Raw genomic sequence first — 23965 nt, 5'->3', positions numbered from 1 at the left:
TCGTTCCCACAACTCAGAGCGCCGCTCAGCTCCCGCAACAACGGACCATACCCGATGGCATCCCTGTTCCGATAGCCCTTCAATCCGGTCACGTCGACAACGCCCCCCGCACCGGATGCACTGAACCGGACGCGACAACGTCTAATGGAAGGCGATTGTTCATCGACACGGAATTGGAGAGGAGGCAGGAATAAAATGCGGATATCGGAATGGGGTCGATCGTCTGATCTCGAGATTTGATCTCGCACAAGACTGGCCTCAAGCGGTGTCGAGCAATTCGAAGCACCAGGCCCGAGTGCCTTGCGCGGGGCTTTCACTTGCCCCTAGTGTACCGCGAAATTCGGAAAATGCGCGCCTATAGCAGCCATTGGAACAAAAAAATTTGCGTGCGCACGGAACCTCTCAGCCCGAACGCTCGGGCCCCCGCCAAGCCGGACCGGAGCTGGACTCGACCCGCTGAATGCTGGGGTACATCAGATTCTGGTAAGGCATGCTGACGAAATGCCCCTGAATCGCGTCCACACCCGCGGCGAACAGCATCGGCAGAAGCTCTGCGTTGTCGACCGCCAAAGCGATCACCCGCATACCCTCCTTTTGCGCACACTGCACCAGCGCGTTCACCGCCTCTTGCGGGACGCGCCGCTCGACCAATCCCTGGGTCATCGTCCGAGAGAGTTTCACATGCGTGATGAGCTCGCGGTGCTCCGCGAGAAAGCCGCAATCCTCCAGACCGGCGTCCTCGATCAAGAGGCCATGGTTTTTCGCTTGCAGCGACCGGGCAAACCGCTCCAAGGCTGTCTGCGCATCGATAAAGGCGGACTTGCGCACCTCGATCACGACCGAGCCGCGCACAAGGCGGGCTGCCGAGATAAAGGCCCCGAGCGCTTTCGCCGTCTCCGCGGAGTTCAGCGTCTCGGTGGCGACGTTGATGAACAGCACCGCATCCTGCGCCCCGCCCTTCTGCATATCCTGAAGCGTTGCCAAGGCGCGGCGCAGGATCCACAGGTCGATCTTGGTCATCCAGCCTGCAGACTCCAGGACGGGAAGAAACTCGGAGGGCATCAGCAGTTTGCCGGTGTCGTCCTTGAGGCGCACCAGGGTCTCGAACATGCTGCGATGCCCTTCATGAGTGCTCAGCGAGATGATCGGCTGAAACTCAAGCGTAAGCCCGCCGGCATCGATGAGTGCACGGATACGGGCCTGATCGGACATCGGACTCTCGCCGGGGGTGGCGACGGTGGCCGCGAGATCCTCCTTGCCCGGACGCGCCGTGCGACTCAGGTCATGGATCGTCGCCAACATGACCGACCGCGGGACGTCCTGGCCGAGGCTGCCGGCCGTGCGGCGAAGAACGCGCAGCTCCTTTCGAATCGCGCAGCTCTGCAGCTCGCGCTCGCACACCATCAAAAGATGCTCGATCTCGTCTCGCACGACCAGGTCTGCGGCGCCGAGACGATGGCTCTGCTGCACACTCAAAGGGCTATCGGCCGCCTTCACCAGGACCAGAGAGGCATCCAGATCGTCCCGAAAAGGCAGGATTGCAGTGTCGACGCCGAGACCCTCGACGCTCTCGCCATCGCACAGGATCAGATCCCACCAACCCGCGCGGTCCAAGGCGTTGCGGAGACCTTCTGGCGTCGAGACCTCGGTCAGATCGACCGCGAGACCCCGTCGGTTCAGGAGCGCTGCGATGCGAAGATCCGATGGTTCCGGGTCGATGCAGAGGATTTGCTTCGCTTTGCTCATTGCGATTGGACTGGGCCGCGCACCGATCGTGGTGAAGTGTCAAAACCATACGGCGCGCCGGCCTTCAAGACAAGAGGCACCGCCGAAAGGGTCCCGAACAGGCGCATCAGGCCAGCAGACAATGCACACGACGGGTCTCGCTCAGGCGCGTCTCCTCGGGATACGACCGTGAACAGGCATCGAACGCCTCTGGACAGCGGGGGTGGAAGTAACAGCCGGAGGGCGGGTTGCTCGGTGACGGCATGTCGCCCTCGAGACGTATCACCGAACGCCGCTTTTCACGATCGATCACAGGCACGGCGGAGAGCAGCGCACGCGTATAGGGATGGCGCGGGTCATCCAGAACCTCGTCGACCCGCCCGCGCTCGACCACGCGTCCGAGATACATGACCGCCACCTCATGCGCCAGATAGGCTACCACCGAGATGTCGTGCGTGATGAAGAGATAGGCAAGCCCGAGCCGATCCTGGAGGTCCTTCAACAGATTGAGGATCTGTGCCTGGACCGAGACATCCAACGCGCTGGTCGGCTCGTCGCACAAGATCAGTTTGGGCTCGACCGCGAGCGCACGTGCGATACAGATCCGCTGGCGCTGTCCGCCGGAAAACTCGTGCGGGTAGCGATCGACGGCGTCCGCGTCCATACCGACCAGATCGAGCAGCTCGGCGACGCGCCGCATCCGGCCGGCCCGGCTGCGCTCGATCCCGAGCGCCTGGAGACCCTCGCCGATCAGATCGCCGACCAGCATGCGCGGATTCATAGCCGCGTAGGGATCCTGGAAGATGATTTGAAGATCCTTGCGGAATGGACGCATCCGTCGATACCTCAAGCCCACAAGCTCCTCGCCCCGATAGCGGATCGAGCCGCCGGTGGGCGTCGTCAGCTGCAGGATGCCCTTGGCGGCGGTCGTCTTGCCGCAGCCGGACTCCCCGACCAACGCCAAGGTCCGACCCGGGGTCAGGTCGAAGGTCAGGCCGTCGACCGCGCGGACCTGACCGACGACTCGCCGGAAAACACCGTCGTGGATCGGGAAGTGAACCTGAAGGTCCCGGACCTGCAGCATGGCGTCGACGGGCACGCCTGAATCCGGCGCAAGCTCTGGAGCGGATAAGGTCGCGGCAGCCTGCTCGCCGTTCTCCCGCTGCAAGCCGTCGGGCAGGGCAACGCCTTGATCCCAGAGGAGACAGCGCACCCCTTGCCCTGTCTCCAGGTCTCTCCAGACGGGCACTTGCTCACGGCATCGGGGCATGACCGCATAGCAACGTTCGGCGAAACGGCAGCCGACGAACCCCTGATCCAGATGCGGCACGCGTCCTGGGATCACGGCAAGGCGTGCGCTGCGTTTGTCCGCGCCGGGCAGGCTCTCCATCAGCTTGCGACTATAAGGATGCGCCGGTGCGGCGAAGAAGGCGTCGGTCGTCGCAGTCTCGAGGATCTGGCCGGCGTACATGACGGCCAAGCGATCCGCTGTCTCGGCGACCACGCCGAGATCATGGGTGATCAGGAGCACCGCCATTCCGGTCTTCGCCTGGAGATCCTTCAGAAGCCGAAGGACCTGGGCCTGGATGGTGACGTCCAGCGCGGTGGTCGGCTCGTCCGCGATCAGGAGCTGCGGATCACCGGCCAAGGCCATGGCAATCATGATGCGCTGCTTCATGCCGCCCGAGAGCTGGTGCGGGTATTCGTCGACCCGGCGGGCCGGATCCGGGATACCCACCGCGCGCATGAGCTCAACGACACGCGTCGGGGTCCGATCGCGCGATCCGCCCTCGTGGACCCGGACCGCCTCGGCGATTTGGTCGCCGACGCTCATGACCGGGTTGAGCGAGGTTTGCGGCTCTTGGAAGATCATGGCCACGCGCCCGCCGCGGACTTGGCGCATCTCGGCCTCGGTCAGGCGCAGCAGGTCGGTTCCAGCCAACCGCACCGCGCCTGCCGTGACCCGTCCGGACGGCGGCAGGAGTCGCATCAGCGAAAGCGCCGTCATGGACTTGCCGCATCCGGACTCACCGAGCAGCACGAAGGTCTCGCCACGGCGAATCTCGAGATCGATCCCGTCGACGACCCGAACCGGCCGCGCGGCATCCCCGAGCAGCGTCGTCAGTCCCGAGACCTCAAGCAGCACATCGGACGCCATCAGAGACTCACCCTCTGGTTTGGGGAATACGCGGAGCAAAGCGATCAGCGGGCACTCTTGAGCCTCGGATCGAAGGCGTCGCGCACCACGTCCGCGAAGAGGTTCGCCGCAAGCACCAAGGCGAACATGAAGAGAAACGCGGCGGTCAACGACCACCAGACGACCGGGTCGCGGGCCAGCTCGAGTCGTGCGCTGTTGATCATGTTCCCCCATGAATTCATCGTCGGGTCAACACCGATATTGATGTAGGAGAGCACGGCCTCGGCAAGCACCAGACCGCTGAAGTCCAGCACCAGGGTGATCAGCACGATATGCATGACGTTCGGCAGGATATGACGTCCGATCAGGGTGAAGTGGCCGACCCCCAATGCCGTGGACGCCTGGACATAGTCGACCTCTCGCAGCTTCAGCGCCTCCCCGCGCAACAGGCGGCACAGTCCGGTCCAACTGGTGACGCCCAGGATCAGCACGAGGAACAGCAGTCGCAGATCGGCCCGCTCGACCAGGCTCGCGAAGTCGTCGGCATTGTTGCTCATGTAGACCTGCAGCAAGAGGATGGCCGCGGCGATCAGGAGCACGCCGGGGATCGAGTTCAGCGTGGTGTAGAGATACTGGATGACATCGTCCACCCAACCCCTGAAATAGCCGGCCATGATGCCGAGCAAGACCGCGGCGGGCAGCATCACCAGGGTCGTGAGTGTCCCGATCAGGAGCCCGGTGCGGATACTCTTGAGCGTCTGATAAAAGACGTCCTCGCCGACCTTGTCCGTTCCCAGGATGTGGTACTTGAGCGCCAGCTCGCCCGCAACGGCACTGAGCACCAGCATGATGCCGAGCATCAGGAGGGCGGTCCGCCAAGGGATCGGCGTACGTCCCGCCAGGATAGCCGCTCGGGCCGCCGCCGGTGTCTCCCCGCGCGAGCGTGCGATCAGCCAGAGGATGCCGGTCGCCAGCGCGACCCAGATGACCAGGCCTTGAAGCGCGCCCCGGGCGGCTCGCCAGGCGATGTCGAAGCCGCGCTGACGCGTCGGATCCTCCAAGTGCGCGCCACCGTATTCGAGCCGAGGAAACTCGCGCACAAGGGTCCCGTCCGGCTGCTCGATCGCCTCCTTCACGAAGAGATGGGTCGCGAAGGGCGCCGAATAGGTCTTCTCTTGACGTTCGCGCAACCCGCTCAAGGCCAGGTCGAGCAGACTCAAGACCTCGGGCGAATAGCGGGTCTCGGCACTGTCGTCGCCTTTGTCGTCGCCTTGCCGTTCGAGCGCAAGCCGAAAATGCACCGTATCGAGCAACCCGACGACGACATAGAAGCCCAGCACGACGATGGTGGCCACGCCCACCCGAGAGCGCACCACCCGCCGCCAGGGTGCGCGCATGTGTTCGTGCCGCGAGGCATAGAGCACAAAGGCTCCGATCAACGCCATCAGCAGAAACACCAGACCATCGGTCCAGAGCACAACCGGCATCGCGCTCATGGCTGTAATCTAACCCGCGGATCCACCAGCGTGTACGAGATATCCGTCAGGATCAGCCCGACGATATAGAGCACAGCCCCGAGGAAGACCATCGAGCGCACGATCGCGAAATCCTGGCTGTTGATGGCGTCGATCGTGTAGCTGCCGAGCCCCGGGATCCCGAAGAAGGACTCGGTGATGAGACTGCCCATGAAAAGCAGCGGCAGCACCACCACGACACCGGTCAGGATGGGGATCAAGGCGTTCTGCAAGACATGGCGGAAGAGGACACGACGCTCGCTCAAGCCCTTGGCCCTTGCGGTGCGCACATAGTCCTTCGAGATCTCCTCCAGAAAAAGGGTGCGGTACCAGCGGGTGCCGGCCCCGATCCCGCCGATCACACCCACGATCACCGGAAGGATCAGGAATTTCCAAGCCTCCACGCCCGTGTCGTAACCCGAGATGGGTACGAGGTGGAAGAGCTTACCGAGCAGAAACTGTCCGCCGATGATGTAGAAGAGGCCCGAGATCGACATCATGGCCACCAGCAGGACGACACTGCCGATGTCCACATAGGTCGCGCGGAAGAAGACGATCAAGAGGGCGTAGGAGATGTTGAAGGCGAGTCCGACCAGCAGCACGGGGACGGCGATGGCCAGACTCGGCCACATACGCTGGGAGATGTCGTAGCCGATGTCGCGACCGTTGTCGGACGAACCGAAGTCGAAGATGAACAAGCGGATCGATTTCTCGAAAAAGATGGTCTCGGTGAAGCGCCCGAGGCCGGAGGCATCCGGGTTGTAGAGCAGCGGCCGGTCGTAGCCGTGCTCCTGCTTCCAGGTCTGGATCGCCTCCTCGGTGACCCGTTTCTCGCCGAGATGCATCCGCGCCATGTCGTCGGGTGCGTTGACCACGAAGAAGAGCACGAAGGTGATCAGATTCACCCCGATCAGGATCGGAATCGCATAGATCAATCGCCGGACGATGTAGGCCGTCACAGTGCAGTGCTCCGCTCGCGCCGCCACACCAACCAGAGCGCCGGCAGGATGATCACCACAAAAAGTCCCCCGATCGCCCAAAGCGGCCAGAGGATGGGCGGGTTCCAGTCACGGCGCAGCCGCTCGCGCAGCTCGGGGTCGACTCGGCGGTATTTGAGCGTGTTGTTCGCCATCTGGTTCGGATTGGCGTTATGCATCCATTGATGGTGCAGGCTGAACGCCTTGGGGTTGAAGCCCCAAAGCCAGGGGCCATCGGTGCGTGCGATCTCGACCATCCGGTCGATTGCGGCCTGACGCTCCGGGCCGTCATCCATGAAACGCATCGCGTTGAAGAGACGATCGAATTCCGGATTGGCATAGTTCGAGGCGTTCTCGCCTTGATGCTCGACCTTGCCGTTCGGCCCGTAGAGCAGGAAGAGAAAGTTCTCCGGGTCCGGATAGTCCGCGTTCCAGCCCCACATGAAGACCTGCCCGGTTCCGTTGCGGATCTTCTCCTGAAAACGGTTGTAGTCGGTCGAACGGATCACGAGCTCGATGCCGAGCTTGGCGAACTGCTTGCGGATCCAGTTCAGACGGGCGCGGTCGTCGGGACCGGTCGCGATGGCCTCGTAGTTGATCGTGAGCGCTCGCCCGGTGGCCTGGTCGCGACCGTCCGGATACCCCGCCTGCTCCATCAGGATGCGCGCCTCGTCGAGACTGCGTCGCACGGCCCGCCCCCCGACCCATTCGTAGACGAACGGATTGATCCCCGCCTCACCCTCACGGTAACCGAAGATGCCGGGCGGTATAGGGCCCTGCGCAACCAGACCGCGGCCGTTGGTGAAGATGGAGATGAACTCTTCGAAGTCCACCGCGATCGCGATGGCTCGCCGCAGGAGACGCGCCCGCTCCGAGTCCCCGCCGATCACGGGATCCAGCATGTTGAATCCCATGTACATGACGGACGGCTCGACCGAAGTCAGCAGGGTGATCCCGCGCTCGCGCATCGCATCGGTCAGCACCGGCTCGCCCCCGGCATCGATCTGAACGGCCTGATCGAAGGCGTCGGAAGAGATCCCGGAGCTGTCGTAAAAGCCTTGCAGGAATTTATTCCAGCGCGGAATGCTTTCCTTCTCAAGGCTGTAGACGGCCTCGTCGATGAAGGGCATCGGCCGGCCGCCATCGGCGAGGATCCCGGACGCAGCGTCGTCCGGCATACCCTCGGTCGGATAGGGCTCGCCGCGGAAATTCGGGTTACGCTCGAGCACCATCCGCAGATTCGGATTATTCTCGCCGAGCATGAAGGGACCCGTCCCGACGGGGTACCAGTCCAGCATGATGTTGCGTTCGCGCAGCCCCGGTTGTGCGTAAAAGAGCTCGGCCTCCCAGGGCAGGGGCGCGAAGAAGGGCATGGCGAGCCAGTAGGCGAACTGCGGATACTTGCCCTTGACCCCGATGCGGTAGCTGTAGGGATCCACGACCTCGACACCGGCGATGTCGGAGGCCCGCAGTCGGAAAACGCGCTGCGCCGGATCCGAATCGGGCTCCTCGGCAAGACTTTCGGCGTATTCCTCGAACCCGATGATGTGCTTGCGCATCACGCCCGCGATCGGCGAATGGGTCCAGGGCGCGGCCAGCCGCTTGATCTGGTGGACATAGTCCTGCGCCGTCAGCTCGCGGGTGCCGGTCTGCTCGAAATCTCGGAGCTGGTTGATTCCGCCCAGCTCGCGTTCGGTCAGCGTGTGGTAGCGATAGGTGCCGTCAACGTCCGCGGCGAAAGCCGGGTGTGGCTGATAGCGAATACCCGGACGGATGCGAATCAAATAGTCGCTGCGATGGATCGACTCGGCCGGCGCATCTTGCGGGAGCGGGTGACCGTCGATGTCGAAGTACGCGGGCTCGGGTACCTCGAGGGCCGTCAACGGCACCAATCGATAGGGACGCATCAAGAAATGGTACTGAAGCGGCGGCTCGTAGATCTGTGCGAGGAAGGCATACTCGTCGGCGCTGTAGGAGCGTGCCGGATCAAGATGCTTGGGCCGCTCGGCGAACGAGCTGTAGACCCGGTTGCCGGTCGCATCGCCCGCCGGGTAGGGATCGTTCCAAGGCGCCTCGCCGCATCCCGCCAGCAGGACGGCAGCGACTCCAAGCAGAAGCCCTCCCCGGATGCCGAACCGCTGCTGAATTGACCGAACGCTTACCACTTTCACCGATAACCGAGTTTCTGTAATGTTAGCGAGGCACATGGGGGTCAGAAGAGAGATTGCATCGGCCTCGAGAAAGGTCCGCCCGGCCGCGCCAAGCGCTCCGTGGACACGCGATGGCGCAGAACTCGATCTTCGGACGATCGTACGGCCAACTTCAAGCATGGATTCAGCCGTGCAACCCCGCCCGCCCCGACCTATCTGCGCGCCGTGCGGCGCCGCCCACTGAACGGAAGAGACATCGAACCATGGGATTCCTAAGCGGAAAGAAGATCCTCGTCACCGGGGTCGCCAGCAACCGATCCATCGCCTGGGGTTGTGCCGAGGCGATGCACCGCGAGGGTGCCGAGATCGCCTTGACCTACCAGAACGACAAGCTTAAATCCCGCGTCGAGGACATGGCGGCAAAATGCGGCTCGGATCTGACCTTTCCGCTCGACGTCGGCAGCGACAGCGACATCGAGACCCTGTTCTCCGAGCTTGCCGAGCGCTGGGACGGTTTGGACGGTATCGTCCACTCGGTCGCCTTCGCCCCGCGCGAGCAGCTCGAGGGCGACTATGTCGACGCCGTCACGCGCGAAGGCTTCGCAACCGCTCACGACATCAGTTCCTACAGCTTCGCGGCACTGGCCAAGGCAAGCCGCGGGATGATGGAGGGACGCAACGGCGCGCTCGTCACTATGACCTACCTGGGCGCCGTAAGGGCCGTTCCCAACTACAACGTCATGGGTGTGGCGAAGGCAAGTCTCGAGGCGAACATGCGCTATCTCGCGGCATCGCTGGGACCGCACGGGACGCGCGTGAATGCGGTCTCCGCCGGACCCATCCGCACGCTTGCCGCAGCCGGGATATCGGATTTCCGCGACATGCTGAAGAAGGTCGAGGAACGCACGCCGTTGCGGCGCAACGTCACCATCGAGGAGGTCGGAAATGCCGCAGCCTTCCTCTGCTCGGATCTGGCGAGCGGCATCACGGGAGACGTCGTGTACGTCGATACCGGGTACCACATCCTCGGCCTAGGCTGAATGCAAGGCGGGGTGGTCGGTCGCACCGACCCTTCCGCCGCACCCACACCCGTCGCGGGGCCGTGCTCCAGGGGTCATAGCGGCCGTCGCCGGCGGCTGAGGCATCAGCTGTTCAAGAGCGCCGACCGCGTCAAAACCTTGCACGGGGCACGACGCGGTCAACTGCCGGACATAGGGCTAAAGGTCGGAGGTCGTCTTGATCGGATTGCGTTCCACCTTGGCCCGCATCTCCATATCCGCGAGCATCGCATCGTAGACGTGGCGCCCGAGCAATTGGGCGAGCATCTCGCCTTCGGATCCGGATGAAGGGCCTTCCGGCGGACTGACCTCGCCGTCCTTGATCTGCGTGACTTCGACTACCGCAACGTCTCCATTCTCCAGCACCGTCGTACCGACGCTGGGTTCGCCCTCAACCGGTGCAGGTAACGTGAACGCCAAGCCACGCACCGGTGCCGGAACACTCTGAAGATCTCGGCCCACGGCCCCGGGGGTCTCGACAACCGCCGACGGCAGGGCCTCGGACCAACTCGTGCCTTTTCGAAGCTGTTCGGCAGCACCCTCGGCCGCCTGCAGAGCCGCCTCGCGCGCACGCTCCGAACGCAACTCCTCGACGATCTCGTCGCGCACCTCGTCGAGTGGTCGCACCGCCGCCACGCGATGATCCGCAACGCGCAGGACGATGGCTCGAAGGACATCGCGCTCGGGCTCGATCAGATCGCTGTTGCTGCGGCCGACGAGAACCTCGTCGCTGAAGGCGGCACCCATGACACGGGGATATGCAAACACACCTTCTCCGCCTTCGCGTCCGAGCCAATCGCTTTGCAGAAGGGGCAGACCGAGCTCGTCCGCGGCCGGCTCCAGACTATCCGGCGATTCGTACGCGACGTTCGCAAGCCGCTCGCCGAGATCGTAAAAGAGGGATTCCGCACGCTGGCGCGAGACCTCGGCACGAAGCTCTTCCTTGACGTCGTCGAACGACTTCACCGACGCCGGCACGATCTCGGTCACTTCGATCAGGTGATAGCCGAACCGCGTACGGACCGGCTCGCTGAGCTCGCCTTCTGGGAGACTGAAGGCGACCGCATCGAACAGGGGATCCATGATACCCTGCTCGATGGTCCCCAGGGATCCGCCCTCGCCCGCACTGCCGGGATCCTGCGACTCCGACCGAGCAACCTCGTCGAACGCCTCGCCCGCGGCGATCCGACCGCGAATGGCCTGTAACCGGGCCTCGACCGCCTCCGCCGCAGCCTCATCCGCTTCGGGCGGGACCGTCAATAGAAGATGGCGGACGCTACGCTGCTCCGGGCGACCGAAGCGCGAGCGATCCTCCTCGTAGACCCGCCTGAGCTCGTCGTCGCTGATCTCGGCGCCCTTCGCAAGCTCGCCGACATCAAGGACCAGATAGTCCAACTTGACCATCTCAGGGCTTTGGAACCGGGCCGGGTTGGACTCGTAAAAGGCTTGGATCTCCTCCTCGCCGATCGGAGCGTCGCTTCGGAACTCCGCCGCCGGCATCGCGGCGTAGGACAGTTCTCGGGTCTGTCCGGCGAGGCGACGATACTCGGCAAGCTCTCCGCGCGTCATGAGCTCGCTGCCGACTACGGCGCGAAGCAACTGGTTGCCGATCAGTTGCTGCCGCAGCTGCTCTTCGAACTGCGCGGGAGAAAGCCCTTGAAGGCGGAGCAGTCGTTCGTAAGCCTCGCGATCGAACCGGCCGTCGCGCTGAAAAGCAGATTCGGCGAGGATCTGCATACGAACCTCCTCGTCCGACACCCGCATACCGATACGGTTGGAGACGCCCAGAAGGAGCGTTTGCCGAATCATGTCGTCGAGCACCTCGGCACGCAGGCGTCCCTCCTCGAAGAGCGCCGGATCGTAAGCCGCGCCGAGGCGTTCGCGCAGCTCGAGGCGGGCCTGCTGTGCGCGCCGACTCAGGTCTCGATCGGTGATTTCGACGCCGTTGACCGTCGCCACAACCGGCTCCCCGCCGACACCCAGATAGGATTGAATGCCCCAGAGGGCGAATGGAACACTGATGAGTGCGACGATGACCCAGGCGAGCCAACCCTGGGCGCGTTCCCGAATGGCTTGAAGCATGAGGCGCTCAACTGCTGATTGGGGGGGTGGAGGACGGATCCGGGAGAAGAATCGGGGATGCCGGTGGCGGCATCCCCGATTGACGTCGATGGCGGAGCGGACGGGGCTCGAACCCGCGACCCCCGGCGTGACAGGCCGGTATTCTAACCAACTGAACTACCGCTCCTAAAAATCTTTGCTCCCAGAGACCCAGGTTCCGATGAACCTTCGCCTTGAAGAGCTTGGTGGGTGCTGCAGGGATCGAACCTGCGACCCTCGCCTTGTAAGGGCGATGCTCTCCCAGCTGAGCTAAGCACCCTTGAGACGAACAACTATTGTACAGCGTCCTTGAAAGCTTTGCCAGCCTTGAACGAAGGTGTTTTACTTGCCTTGATCTCGATTGTCGCGCCCGTCTGGGGATTACGACCGGTGCGCGCTGCCCGCTCCTTCACGGCGAAGGTTCCGAACCCGATCAGGGAGACCGTACCGCCCTCCTTGAGCGCACCGGCAACGCCATCCGTGAAGGCATCCAACGCCTTCGCTGCTGCAGCCTTCGAGATGTCCGCAGCATCCGCCATTTTTTCAATAAGTTCCGACTTATTCATTGCTCCCCCTGTTGATTCGTTCAATTTGCGCCAGTAGGCGCTCCGACGCTAAGGAAGCCGAAAACGGCTTCCGGCCGATGAGCAGGACATCAACACCGTCTCAACGGCACGACCGACCTGCGCTGCATGCTAAATCGGAGTCCGGGCGAGGGCAACCGGCTTTTTGATGTTTGGGCCGTTCAAAACGGCCTTCAGTCAACGAAACGAGAACGACTCGCACACGTCGGGTCATCAACCGACGACTCGGGATCGTCCGGGCCGACGCTTGTCTGCGGATATCACGATCAGGACCAAGGGCCGTCGGGGCGCCGCCGCGGCATGGAGAGGGAAGAGGTATAAGATGTTCCCACGCGTCCGGAGGGAGCCGGAGGAGATCCGAGCTGCACATGCCGCGACCAAGCCGAGAGAGGCGCCTGGGAAGCGCCCCGGAATCTCTCCTCTCCCGGCTCGGTCGACCTTTGTCGATCTCTAATGGTGGAGTCGAGCGGTCTGATCGCGCGCCGGCTCGGCGGGAGCCTCGCGTGTGTCTTTCTCGACCGTGATCGGGTCGTTTCCGTCAGCCTCGGCGGCGATGCGCTCCGGGCGTTTCGTCAATGCAATATCGAAAACCTCGTCGATCCAACGCACCGGATGGATGTTGAGATGCTGCTTGATGTTTTTCGGGATTTCGGTGAGGTCCCGCTCGTTCTCAAGCGGAATGATCACCGTCTCGATACCGCCTCGGTGCGCCGCGAGGAGCTTCTCTTTCAGCCCGCCGATCGGCAACACCTCGCCGCGCAGGGTGATCTCCCCGGTCATGGCGACACTTGCCTTCACGGGAATCTTCGTCAACGCGGATACGAGCGCCGTACACATGGCCACACCCGCACTGGGCCCGTCCTTCGGGGTCGCCCCCTCGGGCACGTGGATATGCACATCGAGCGTGTTGTGGAAGTCCGGAGGCACTCCGAGCGCGTCTGCACGCGAGCGCACGACTGTCATCGCAGCCTGAATGGACTCCTGCATCACGTCGCCCAACTGCCCCGTGTAGGTGAACTTGCCCTTACCGGGGACCAAGGCCGACTCGATGCGCAACAGCTCGCCGCCGACCTCCGTCCAGGCGAGACCGGTGACCTGACCGACTTGGTCGTGCTCGTCCGCACGGCCGTACCGGAAACGCTGCACGCCAAGGTACTTTTCCAGATTCTTCGCGCTGACGGTCGTGGCCGTGTCGCGCTTCTTCAGCAACACCTCCTTGACGACCTTGCGGCAGATCTTGGAGATCTCGCGCTCGAGACTACGCACGCCGGCCTCGCGCGTGTAATGCCGAATGATGTCGCGCAACGCACTCTCGCGAATCAGCACCTCGCCATCCTTCAGACCGTTGTTTTTCATCTGCTTCGGGAGCAGGTAGCGCTCGGCGATCGCGACCTTCTCGTCCTCGGTGTAACCGGAGAGACGGATGACCTCCATGCGGTCCAGGAGCGCCGGCGGGATGTTCAGTGTGTTCGCGGTGCCGACGAACATCACCTCGGACAGATCGAAATCAACCTCCAGATAGTGGTCGTTGAAGGTGTGATTTTGCTCCGGATCCAGGACCTCAAGCAGCGCCGAGGCGGGGTCGCCGCGGAAATCCATCGCCATCTTGTCGATCTCGTCGAGCAGGAAGAAGGCGTTGCGGGAACCGGCCTTGGAGAGGTTCTGGATAATCTTGCCGGGCAGTGCGCCGATGTAGGTCCGACGATGTCCGCGGATCTCAGCCTCGTCACGCACGCCGCCGAGCGACATGCGCACGAACTGACGGTTGGTCGCACGGGCAATCGACTGGCCAAGCGAGGTCTTACCGACACCGGGCGGACCGACCAAACAGAGGATGGGGCCTTTGAGCTTACGCACCCGCTGCTGGACCGCGAGATATTCGAGGATGCGCTCTTTGACGCGCTCCAGGCCGTAGTGGTCCTTGTCGAGGACCGCTTCGGCGACCTTGATGTCGTTGCGGATGCGTGTGCGTTTCTTCCAGGGCACAGCGACGAGGGTATCGATGTAGTTACGCACCACTGTGGCCTCGGCCGACATGGGCGACATCAGCTTGAGTTTGTTGAGCTCGCCCTGCGCCTTGGCCTTGGCCTCGCGCGGCATCCCGGCGGCCTCGATGCGTTTCGCCAGGTCTTCGATCTCGTTGGGCGCGTCCTCGAGCTCACCGAGCTCCTTCTGGATCGCCTTCATCTGCTCGTTGAGATAATACTCGCGCTGGTTCTTCTCCATTTGGCGCTTCACGCGCCCGCGAATACGCTTCTCCATCTGAAGGATGTCGTTCTCCGACTCCATCAGACCCATGAGATGCTCAAGGCGCGTTTGAACGTCGATCATCTCCAAAACACGCTGCTTCTCGTCGAGCTTCAGCGACATGTGCGCGGCCATCGTATCCGCGAGCCGGCCCGCCTCGTCGATGCTGGAGAGCGATGTCAGCACCTCCGGCGGCACCTTCTTGTTGAGCTTGACGTACTGATCGAACAGGGTGACTGCAGAGCGCATCAGCACTTCCTGCTCGCGCTCGTCGACCTCGAGGGTCTCGTCCATCGGCTCGATGTTGGCCGAGAAGGAGCTTTCCGTGGTCAGGAAACGGTCGATACGTGCCCGTTGATTGCCTTCGACCAACACCTTTACGGTCCCGTCGGGGAGCTTGAGCAGCTGCAGGATGTTCGCCAGGGTCCCGATCTCATGGAGATCCTTCACGCCCGGGTCGTCGACATCGGCGCTTTTCTGGGCGATCAAGAGGATCTGCTTATCGCTTGCCATCGCGGCATCGAGCGCGCGAATCGATTTGTCTCGGCCGACAAAAAGCGGAATCACCATATGCGGATAGACGACGACGTCCCGCAAGGGGAGGACCGGGACCTCCTGTAGGCTACCGGGTGTCGAGCTGGATACTGAGTCGTGGTGCGCCATGTGGATCCGTTCTCGTAAAGTGGACGACCCGAGTCGGCGGTGGTTGTGCCGGCGGCTCGTGAGCGCGCGTAGGCTCGGGGTGTCGGTGGAGTTCTCGCCTGGGGTTAGGATCAGGGCGCGCCGAGCCGACTTCAACACAAAGCAGGCCCGGCGGGTGCCCGCAAGGTACGCGGGGCACGAGGGAGACGAACGATGTTCAGTCGGCCGCGACGGCCTGCTTCTCCAATCCTTCGTAGATCAGAAACGGCTTGTTTTCGCCCGAGATAACCGACGCATCGATCACGACCTTGCCGACATGGTCCATCGACGGAAGGTCATACATGGTATCCAAGAGCACCTGCTCCATGATGGTGCGCAATCCGCGCGCTCCCGTCTTGCGCTCCATGGCCTTGCGCGAGATCCCCCGCAAGGCGTCATCACGCAGCTCGAGCTCCACACCCTCCATCTCGAAGAGTCGCTGGTACTGCTTGACCAAAGCGTGCTTGGGCTCGGTCAGGATCCGCATCAGCGCCGGCTCATCGAGCTCTTCCAAGGTGGCCATCACCGGAAGCCGACCGACGAACTCGGGGATCAAGCCGTAGCGGATCAGATCTTCGGGCTCCACCGCGCTCAAGAGCTCGCCGATCTGACGACGGTCGTCCTGGCTGTGGACCTCGGCCGCAAAGCCGATACCCGTCTTGCGCGAGCGATTCTGAATCACCTTATCCAGACCCGCGAAGGCTCCGCCGACGATGAAGAGAATATTGGATGTGTCGACCTGCAGAAACTCTTGCTGCGGATGTTTGCGACCGCCCTGCGGCGGAACGGAGGCCACGGTGCCTTCGATCAGCTTGAGCAAGGCTTGTTGAACCCCCTCGCCGGAGACATCGCGGGTAATCGATGGATTATCCGATTTGCGCGAGATCTTATCGATCTCGTCGATATAGACAATACCGGTCTGCGCCTTCTCGACGTCGTAATCGCACTTTTGGAGCAGCTTCTGGATGATGTTCTCGACGTCCTCGCCGACATAACCGGCCTCGGTCAAGGTCGTCGCATCGGCGATCGTAAAGGGCACGTTCAGCAGACGGGCGAGTGTCTCCGCGAGCAGTGTCTTGCCCGAGCCGGTCGGGCCGATGAGCAGAATGTTGCTCTTGGCGATCTCGATGTCTTCCTTGGCCTCGGCGACCTCGAGACGCTTGTAATGATTGTAGACCGCGACCGAGAGGACCTTCTTGGCCTGCTCTTGGCCGATCACGAATTCATCGAGTCGGGCGTTGATCTCGCGCGGCTTGGGAAGGTTGTTGGTCGCTTCACCGACGCCGTCCTGCATCTCCTCGCGGATGATGTCGTTGCAGAGCTCGACGCACTCGTCGCAGATGAACACGGACGGGCCGGCGATGAGCTTGCGGACCTCGTGTTGACTCTTGCCGCAGAAGGAGCAGTAGAGTAGCTTGCCGTCGTCGCTCTTGCCGTGGCTATTTCCACTCATCGCGGTTGAGTCTCCGTGCGGTCGGTTAGGGTCAAGGTGACAGGCTCCCTGAGAGCGCAAACTCAATCATAACGGTTTGCTGTTGGATGGCAAGATGGTGACGAACCCCGCGGATCACCACGGAATCCGTCATTGGATTGCCGATAGCCGGCGTCACGCAGTGATCGCGACCCGAGCCGCCGACGATGCGGGCCGCCGAGATCAGGCCTTCGTCGGCGCAGGGCCACGCTCATCGATGACCTTGTCGATCAGTCCGTAAGCCACGGATTCCTCCCCGCTCATGAAACGGTCACGCTCGGTATCGTCCGCGATCTTCTCGATCGGCTGGCCAGTATGGTGGGCGAGGATGTGGTTGAGACGATCGCGGATATACAGAATCTCGCGTGCATGGATGTCGATATCCGTCGCCTGGCCCTGGAACCCGCCCAAGGGTTGATGAATCATCATGCGCGAATGGGGTAGGCAGACCCGCTTTCCGGCTGCACCGCCCGCCAACAGCAAAGCACCCATGCTGGCCGCCTGACCGATGCACATCGTGCTCACGTCGGGCCGAATGAACCGCATGGTGTCGTAGATCGCCAGGCCCGCCGTCACGGATCCGCCCGGCGAATTGATATAAAGGTGAATGTCCTTGTCGGGGTTCTCGGACTCCAGGAACAGGAGTTGCGCAACCACCAGGTTCGCCATGTGATCCTCGACGGGACCGACGAGGAAGATGACGCGCTCCTTGAGAAGCCGGGAGTAGATGTCGAAAGACCGCTCGCCCCGCGCTGTCTGCTCGACAACGATGGGCACGAGCCCCAGGCCGGAGGGCTGCCAATCCGAACGGCTCGAAGAATAGCTCATAGGATGTCTCATCGCCTTAGATCGCGTTCAGAATGAAGAAAATCGACATCCGCCGGCGGGGAATCGCCGCACACGGATGTGTGCCTGACCGGCGCGTGAACACCGCAAACCGCGCCCGCTGCCGTCAAACGCCCGGGCGAGGACCCGACTCGGACAACTGGGCGAAGGTCAGTGCTTCCTCCTCGACCTCGACCTGTCCCAATACCCAGTCGACGACCTGACCCTCGAGCACGAGGCTCTCGACCGAGGCCAGATGCTTGGGGTCGGAGTAAAAGTAATCGACGACCGCTTGAGGATGCTCGTAGGTCGAGGCGTTCTCCTCGACCGCCGCGCGTACACGCTGCGCATCTGGGCGAAGCCCCTGCCGCTTCACGATCTCGCCGATGATGAGGCCAAGCGCGACACGCCGTTTGGCGGCGTCGTCGAACAGCCCGTCGGGAAGGGCCACGTCCTTGGAGCCGAGCGTCTCGAGCATCTGCCCCTTCATCGCGCCGATCTCCTCCTGAACCAAGGCGCCGGGCAGCTCGATATCGTGAGCCGCAAGGAGTAGATCCATCACTGCATCCTTTCTGCGGGCGTCGAGCCGCTGTTTCATCTCCCGTTCCATATTTTGCCGCACGTCCTCGCGAAAACGCGCGATATCCCCGTCCGCCACACCGAAGGCCTCGATGAAGGTCGCATCGACCTCGGGCAGAACGGACTCCTCGACTCCCTCGACAGTCACCTCGAAACGCACCGGCTTTCCGGCGAGATGCTCGGCCTGGTAAGGATCGGGAAACACGAGATCGAGCGTGCGCTCCTCGCCGGCCGAGGCGCCGATCAAGCCTTCCTCGAACCCCGGAATCATTCTGCCCGTGCCCAGCTCAAGCTTCACTCCGGAGGCGGAGCCGCCCTCGAAGGGCTCGCCCTCAATGGTTCCTTTGAAGGAGATGGTCAGAAGATCGCCCGTCGCGGCGGGTCGGTCAACCGGCGCCCGGGTCGCGTGCTGCCGGCGCAGCCGCTCGACCATCGCATCGATATCGCCCTCGGTGACCTCGGCGACCGGGGACTTCACCACACGCCCGGCCAGGGATGCGATCTCCACCTGCGGCAAGACCTCGAAGATCGCCGTGTAGCCGAAACGCTGCTCGACCGGATCGATCTCCGGCTCGATGCGCGGCATCCCCGCGGGACGCAGCGATTGCTGCATAAGCGCCTCGGAGAAGCTGGACTCCACGAACTCGCCGAAGACCTCTTGGTTCACGGCGTTGCCATAGCGCTTTCTCAGCACCTTCATCGGCACCTTACCCGGCCGAAAACCGGGCAACCGAGCGCTTCGGGCGAGCTTCTGCAAGCGCTTCTCCACCTCGGCCTCGATCTCCTCGAAAGGTAGATCGATTTTCATCCGTCGCTCCAATCCCTCGCCCGTCTCAACCGAAACCTGCATCATGTCTCTCCGGTCGGCCCCCCCGCCGAGGGGTCCGTAGGTTTTTGAATCTTGGATCGGGCAAGGATGCCCAAACCGCATAAAAGCTGTCCAGTATACCGCACGGACTGCCCGTGGCGAACGCTATCCGGTCTTCCAGACGCTCAGCCTGAGCCGAACCCCCGCTCATGCTCGCCGGCGCGCCGCAGCTCGCGCTTGAGGATCTTGCCCGCCGCGTTCTTCGGAAGGGTGTCCCGGATGACCAGACGGCGCGGCACCTCATGCCGCCCCAAATGCTCCCGACACCAGGCCCGCAGACTCGCCTCGGTTGCCGAGGAGCCGGTGCGCAGGACGACATGTGCGACCGGGATCTCGCCGTGACGTGCATCCGGATCGCCGACGACCGCCGCCTCCGCAACCTCCGGATGCGCGTAAAGCGCCTCCTCGATCACCCGCGGATAGACGTTCATCCCGTTGGTGATGATGAGGTCCTTGATGCGGTCGACCAGAAAAACATAGCCGTCCGCGTCGCGATAGCCGAGATCGCCGGTGCGAAACCAGTCCCCGAAGAAGCTCTCCCGTGTCGACTCGGGCTGGTGATGATAGCCCTGCATCACGCTGGGACCGCGGACACAGACCTCGCCGTAGGTCCCGTCAGCAACCTCGCGACCCTCGGGATCAAGGATTCGGGTCTCGACCGTGGGGATCGGCAACCCGATCGAGCCGGTTTTGCGCACCCCCGCAATCGGGTTTACGCAGGTCACAGGGCCACATTCGGTCGGACCGTCTCCTTCCAGGATCGGAATCCCGAAGCGCTCTTCAAACGCCGTCATCAGCGCGGCGGGCATGGCCGCCCCGCCGCTCACGCAGACACGCACGCTGCGCCAGTGCGCGAGCAGCTCCGTATCGAGCCGAAGCAGGACGCCATAGAGGCTCGGGACGCCGAGGAAAACGCTGGCGCCATGACGACCGATCGCCGTGGAGATGACTCCTGGATCGAACTTGGGCACAGGCACGACCCCGAGCCCATGCAGCAATGGCGTCAGCACACCGACGGTCGCTGCAAAGGCGTGAAACATCGGGAGTACAACCAGGATACGGTCGGCCGGTGTGAGCCCGAGCGCTTGCGCGATGCCGTCCGCATTCGCAATCAGATTGGCATGGGACAGCATGGCGCCTTTGGGACGACCGGTTGTGCCGGAGGTATAAAGGATCGCGGCAGTCGCCTGCCGCGGATCGCGCGCTCGGACCGGTGCAGGCTCACTGCTGCGCATCATGGCGTCGAAATCGAACACGGCCGGATCGCCCGATGGGGTCGCGCCGATCCGCAGCCGCACGGCGATGTCGGCCAGTCCTTCAATCGCGGCCGCGGCTGCCGCATCGAACGCCTCATGATGGATGAGACCGACCGCCCCGCTGTCGGCGAGGATGAAGGCCATCTCCTTGGGGTTGAGCAGGAGGTTGAGCGGCACCAGCGTCCCGCCGGCCTTGAGGACACCGAGATAGGCGATGACGAACTCGGCGCCGTTTCCGCAAAGCAGCCCCAGCCGATCGCCTTCCCCGATACCGGCGACGGCAAGGGCGCCGGCCACCCCGTCGGAGGCCCGATCGATCGCAGCGTAGCTCCAATCGCCCTGATCCGAGCAAACGCCCATCGACTCGCCGAACCGCGCCGCTGTCGCCCGAAAGCGCGCGGGAATATCCGGCGAGACGCTCGTACCCACCAGCGAGGGTACCGTCAGATCACCTTCGAGAAGCCGATCGGCCCGGTCTTGGTGGCCAAATAGGCATCGAAGGCCATACAGATGTTGCGTACCAGGAGTCGCCCACGCGGGAGGATACGGATCTTCTGCGCATCAACCTCCAGCAGCCCGTCTCCGGCCATGTCGCGCAGCTTCATCAGGGCGTCGGCGAAATAGTCATCGAAGCGGATGTCCCAGGCCGCCTCGGCGGACGGGATGTCCAGCTCGAAGTGGCAGATGAGGCGGGTGATCATGTCGCGGCGGATCAGATCGTCGCGGGTCAGCTCAATGCCGCGGAACACCGGCAGGCGCCCGGCGTCGAGATCCGCGTAATACTCCTCGAGTCCGCGCCGATTCTGACCGTAGGTGTTGTCGATCTTGCCGATCGAGGTTACCCCGATCCCGATCAGGTCGCAGTCGGCGTGGGTCGAGTAGCCCTGGAAGTTGCGATACAGGGTCCCGGCTTGCTGGGCACGGGCCAGCTCGTCGTCGGGACGGGCGAAATGATCCATGCCGATGTAGACATAACCGGCCTCGGTCAGGCGCTCGATCGTCGACTGGAGGATGTCGAGCTTCGCCTCGGGTGCCGGCAGGTCGGCCTCGTTGATGCGCCGTTGCGGCTTGAAGCGCTCGGGCAAATGGGCGTAGTTGAAAACGGAAAGACGCTCGGGATCGACCGCGATGATGCGCTCGAGGGTGCGCGCGAAGCTCTCGGGCGTCTGGTGCGGCAGGCCGTAGATGAGATCGATGCTGATCGAGCGAAAACCCTCGGAACGGGCCGCCTCGAGCACGGCCATGGTCTCGGCCTCGGTCTGAATGCGGTTGACGGCCTGTTGAACGCGCGGGTCGAAATCCTGCACGCCCAGACTCATCCGGTTGAAGCCCAGGCGGCGCAGCAGCGCAACGCCGGCCGCATCGGCCTCGCGCGGATCGATCTCGATCGAATATTCGCCGACATCGTCCCCGGCCAGATTGAAGTGCCGGCGCGTCGTGTCCATCAGCTCGGTCATCTGAGCGTGGCTGAGGAACGTCGGCGTGCCGCCGCCCCAATGCAGCTGCTCCACGACGCGGGACTTGTCGAAAAGCTCGGACTGCAGCGCGAGCTCTTTGTAGACGCGCTCCAGGTAGGGCGGGGCCAAGGAGCGGTCCTTGGTCGCGATCTTATTGCAGGCGCAATAGAAGCAGACGGTATCGCAGAAGGGGATGTGGAAGTAGAGCGACAGTGGTCGGCCGCTGTGATTGCTGCGCTCGCAGGCCGCGCGATAGGCGGCTGTATCGAAGGACTCGTCGAACTCCACCGCGGTCGGATACGAGGTATACCGAGGGCCGCTTTGGTCGTAGCGACGGATCAGGTCTAGATCGAATGAGATACCTTGTTCCACCGTTCAACCCTCCGGCCGCGGGGTCGGCTGAGACGCCCACTTGGCCATGTTCGTAGCGCCTGTCTCAGGCATCATCCCCGCCGACCTCGAGGCCGCGTCGGCGCGTCTCGTTGATCTGTTCGAGCAGGGTATGGAATGGAATCGCTTCCGCGTACTTGCCGGCCGGATCCATGAGCGGCAGATCCTCGCGCCCGAAGGCGTCGCTCCCATCCTTAACGGCGTTTTAATGCGCCTCAATACCCTCATCGGGCGGTGGCCTCTTCGAGCAGCTCGAGCTGATGCCGATCGAGCTGCTCGCGCGTCAGCAGAAAGACGCCCTCCCCGCCGCGCTCGAACTCGAGCCAGGTAAAGGGCACGCTCGGCAAACGGCGCTCCAGCTCGGGGGCCGCACTGCCGACCTCGACGATCAGTATCCCCTCGTCGGTCAAATGGCCGGCGGCATCCGCCAGGATCCGAACCACCAGATCAAGACCGTCTTCGCCCCCCAGGAGTCCCAGCTCGGGCTCGTTGCGGTACTCGAGCGGCAAGGAATCAAGCTCGGAGCGTGAGATATACGGCGGATTCGAGACGATGACGTCGTAGCGATCGTTCGGAAGGGATGCGAACAGATCGGAGGCAATCACGCGCACTCGGTCGTCGACGCCGTGGCGTGCTACGTTGCGTCGGGTCACATCGAGTGCCTCGGTCGAGATGTCGACGAGGTCAACGTCTGCATCAGGCAGGTGCACGGCTGCGGCAACGCCGATGCAGCCGCTACCGCAGCACAGATCAAGAACGCGACCGACGATCTCGCCGTCGATCCAGGGCTCGAATCCGGCCTCGACCAGCTCGGCGATCGGCGAGCGCGGCACCAGGACATCCGGCGTTACACTCATCTCGAGACCGGCGAACCAGGTGCGCCCGGTCAGGTAGGCGGCCGGAATGCGCTCCTCGATGCGTCGCTCGAGCATCTCGCACACCCGGACCCGCTCGGCCGGCGTCAACCGGCAGTCGCGAAAGCCGGCGGGGAGTCCGGGTTCCAAGCTCAACGTCCCGAGAACCAGGTGAGCGGCCTCGTCGAGAGCGTTGTCGGTCCCGTGACCGAAGTAAAGTCCGGCGGCGTTGAAGCGGCTTGCCCCCCACCGCACAAAGTCTTGTATCGTGATCAAACCATCCGGCTGCTCGGCCATACGAGATATCGAGGAGAACGCGTCAGTGAATCCAGCGCTGCAGGATAACACTACCGCGAGCCCCTGTTCAGCCCCGATGCCGGTCGACAGCCCACGCGAGGCCGACAAGAGCCTCGGCACTGGGCCTCAAGTCGAATCGGCAATCAGGCGGCGCGGCGTTTGGCGTCGTCCTCGAGCGTTTCGATCTCGACCTTCGGCGAATCGGACCGACCGCGGCCGCGGTCGACCAAGTCCTGCAGCGAGATGTCTTGGAGAAAGCGGAAGATCTCGTCGCTGAGCTGGTCCCAAAGATGGTGCGTCAAGCAACGCTGCCCGTCGCGACAGTTCTCGCGGCCGCCGCATCGGGTGAACTCCACCCACTCGTCCACCGCACAGATGATGTCGGCGATCGAGATCTCCTCGGCGGACCGCCCGAGATAGTAGCCTCCTCCGGGGCCGCGCACGCCCCGCACGAGTTTTTTGCTCCGCAGCGCGGCAAAGAGTTGCTCGAGATACGACAACGAGATCCCTTGATTTACCGAGACGTCCGCCAGCGTCACCGGGCCGCTGCCGGAATGCAGCGCGAGGTCGAGCATAGCGGTCACCGCATATCTGCCTTTCGTCGATAGTCTCATCGTAGGATGCCTGGAGTGAGTGAGCCGATGGGCACGCGGGTCGGAGCGACGGCGCCCAATGTCCCCCAGTTAAGTAGTCAACAATTTCGACATTTCAATGCACAACCGCGTGATCGGTCGTCGATTAATGGGGTTCGAGGGGAAGAATCCGCGGTCGCGGCCGGCATGGATTCGGAACCAG

The 23965-nt window shown here is 63.2% G+C and carries 16 protein-coding genes and 2 tRNA genes; 1 reads left to right on the top strand and 17 read right to left on the bottom strand.

Features of this window, described 5'->3' with window-relative positions; translation table 11 throughout:
• Positions 1–402: 402 nt before the first annotated feature.
• The 5 genes from LT988_RS19045 to LT988_RS19025 all read right to left on the bottom strand — a co-directional run bounded on the left by LT988_RS19045 (position 403) and on the right by LT988_RS19025 (position 8446).
• Complete coding sequence (locus LT988_RS19045) at positions 403–1746, bottom strand: EAL domain-containing protein (RefSeq protein ID WP_232407088.1); 1344 nt, start codon at positions 1744–1746, stop codon at positions 403–405.
• Between the two features lie 106 nt (positions 1747–1852).
• A complete protein-coding gene (locus tag LT988_RS19040; RefSeq protein ID WP_232407087.1) occupies positions 1853–3883 on the bottom strand; it encodes an ABC transporter ATP-binding protein in 2031 nt (676 codons plus the stop codon).
• Positions 3884–3927: 44 nt separating this feature from the next.
• Positions 3928–5358 carry an ABC transporter permease gene (locus tag LT988_RS19035; protein WP_232407086.1) on the bottom strand — a complete coding sequence of 477 codons (1431 nt, stop codon included), beginning with the start codon at positions 5356–5358 and terminating at the stop codon, positions 3928–3930.
• Positions 5355–6335 carry an ABC transporter permease gene (locus LT988_RS19030; RefSeq protein ID WP_232407085.1) on the bottom strand — a complete coding sequence of 327 codons (981 nt, stop codon included), beginning with the start codon at positions 6333–6335 and terminating at the stop codon, positions 5355–5357. Before LT988_RS19030 ends, LT988_RS19035 begins: the two co-directional genes overlap by 4 nt.
• Entirely contained in the window at positions 6332–8446 is a 2115-nt protein-coding gene (locus tag LT988_RS19025; RefSeq protein ID WP_408648081.1) for an ABC transporter substrate-binding protein, read from the bottom strand. The genes LT988_RS19030 and LT988_RS19025 overlap by 4 nt, the downstream gene beginning before the upstream one ends.
• 320 nt (positions 8447–8766) lie before the next feature.
• On the opposite strand from LT988_RS19025, the gene LT988_RS19020 reads away from it, so the two are divergent.
• Positions 8767–9543, top strand: a complete 777-nt coding sequence (locus LT988_RS19020) for an enoyl-ACP reductase FabI (RefSeq protein WP_232407084.1) — start codon at positions 8767–8769, stop codon at positions 9541–9543.
• A 177-nt stretch (positions 9544–9720) separates the two neighbouring features.
• Here the strand turns inward: LT988_RS19020 and LT988_RS19015 are convergent, their stop codons facing one another.
• The 12 genes from LT988_RS19015 to LT988_RS18960 form a co-directional block, all read right to left on the bottom strand.
• Positions 9721–11643: a SurA N-terminal domain-containing protein gene (locus LT988_RS19015; protein WP_232407083.1), complete on the bottom strand. Its 1923-nt coding sequence runs from the start codon at positions 11641–11643 to the stop codon at positions 9721–9723.
• A gap of 89 nt (positions 11644–11732) precedes the next feature.
• Positions 11733–11809: transfer RNA gene (locus LT988_RS19010), tRNA-Asp, on the bottom strand.
• 56 nt (positions 11810–11865) lie between these two features.
• Positions 11866–11941, bottom strand: a tRNA-Val gene (locus LT988_RS19005).
• 13 nt (positions 11942–11954) lie between these two features.
• A complete protein-coding gene (locus LT988_RS19000; protein ID WP_232407082.1) occupies positions 11955–12227 on the bottom strand; it encodes an HU family DNA-binding protein in 273 nt (90 codons plus the stop codon).
• A gap of 468 nt (positions 12228–12695) precedes the next feature.
• The gene (lon, locus tag LT988_RS18995) at positions 12696–15155 is read right to left on the bottom strand and encodes an endopeptidase La (protein ID WP_232407081.1); all 2460 of its coding nucleotides are present in this window, start codon (positions 15153–15155) and stop codon (positions 12696–12698) included.
• Positions 15156–15351: 196 nt separating this feature from the next.
• Positions 15352–16626, bottom strand: coding sequence for an ATP-dependent Clp protease ATP-binding subunit ClpX (gene clpX / locus LT988_RS18990; protein ID WP_232407080.1), 1275 nt, complete (start codon positions 16624–16626; stop codon positions 15352–15354).
• 201 nt (positions 16627–16827) lie between these two features.
• Positions 16828–17472: an ATP-dependent Clp endopeptidase proteolytic subunit ClpP gene (clpP, locus tag LT988_RS18985; protein ID WP_232407079.1), complete on the bottom strand. Its 645-nt coding sequence runs from the start codon at positions 17470–17472 to the stop codon at positions 16828–16830.
• A 124-nt stretch (positions 17473–17596) separates the two neighbouring features.
• Positions 17597–18898 carry a trigger factor gene (tig, locus tag LT988_RS18980; protein ID WP_232407078.1) on the bottom strand — a complete coding sequence of 434 codons (1302 nt, stop codon included), beginning with the start codon at positions 18896–18898 and terminating at the stop codon, positions 17597–17599.
• Positions 18899–19041: 143 nt separating this feature from the next.
• Positions 19042–20601, bottom strand: a complete 1560-nt coding sequence (locus LT988_RS18975; protein WP_232407077.1) for an AMP-binding protein — start codon at positions 20599–20601, stop codon at positions 19042–19044.
• 14 nt (positions 20602–20615) lie between these two features.
• Positions 20616–22001 (bottom strand): oxygen-independent coproporphyrinogen III oxidase, encoded by a 1386-nt coding sequence (gene hemN / locus LT988_RS18970; protein ID WP_232407076.1) that lies wholly within the window; start codon positions 21999–22001, stop codon positions 20616–20618.
• A 242-nt stretch (positions 22002–22243) separates the two neighbouring features.
• Positions 22244–23170, bottom strand: a complete 927-nt coding sequence (gene prmB, locus LT988_RS18965) for a 50S ribosomal protein L3 N(5)-glutamine methyltransferase (RefSeq protein ID WP_232407075.1) — start codon at positions 23168–23170, stop codon at positions 22244–22246.
• A gap of 143 nt (positions 23171–23313) precedes the next feature.
• Complete coding sequence (locus LT988_RS18960; protein ID WP_232407074.1) at positions 23314–23784, bottom strand: Rrf2 family transcriptional regulator; 471 nt, start codon at positions 23782–23784, stop codon at positions 23314–23316.
• Between the last annotated feature and the right edge of the window lie 181 nt (positions 23785–23965).

It is taken from the genome of Thiocapsa bogorovii, assembly GCF_021228795.1.
Lineage (GTDB): Bacteria > Pseudomonadota > Gammaproteobacteria > Chromatiales > Chromatiaceae > Thiocapsa > Thiocapsa bogorovii.
This window is presented reverse-complemented; position numbering and strand designations above follow the sequence as displayed.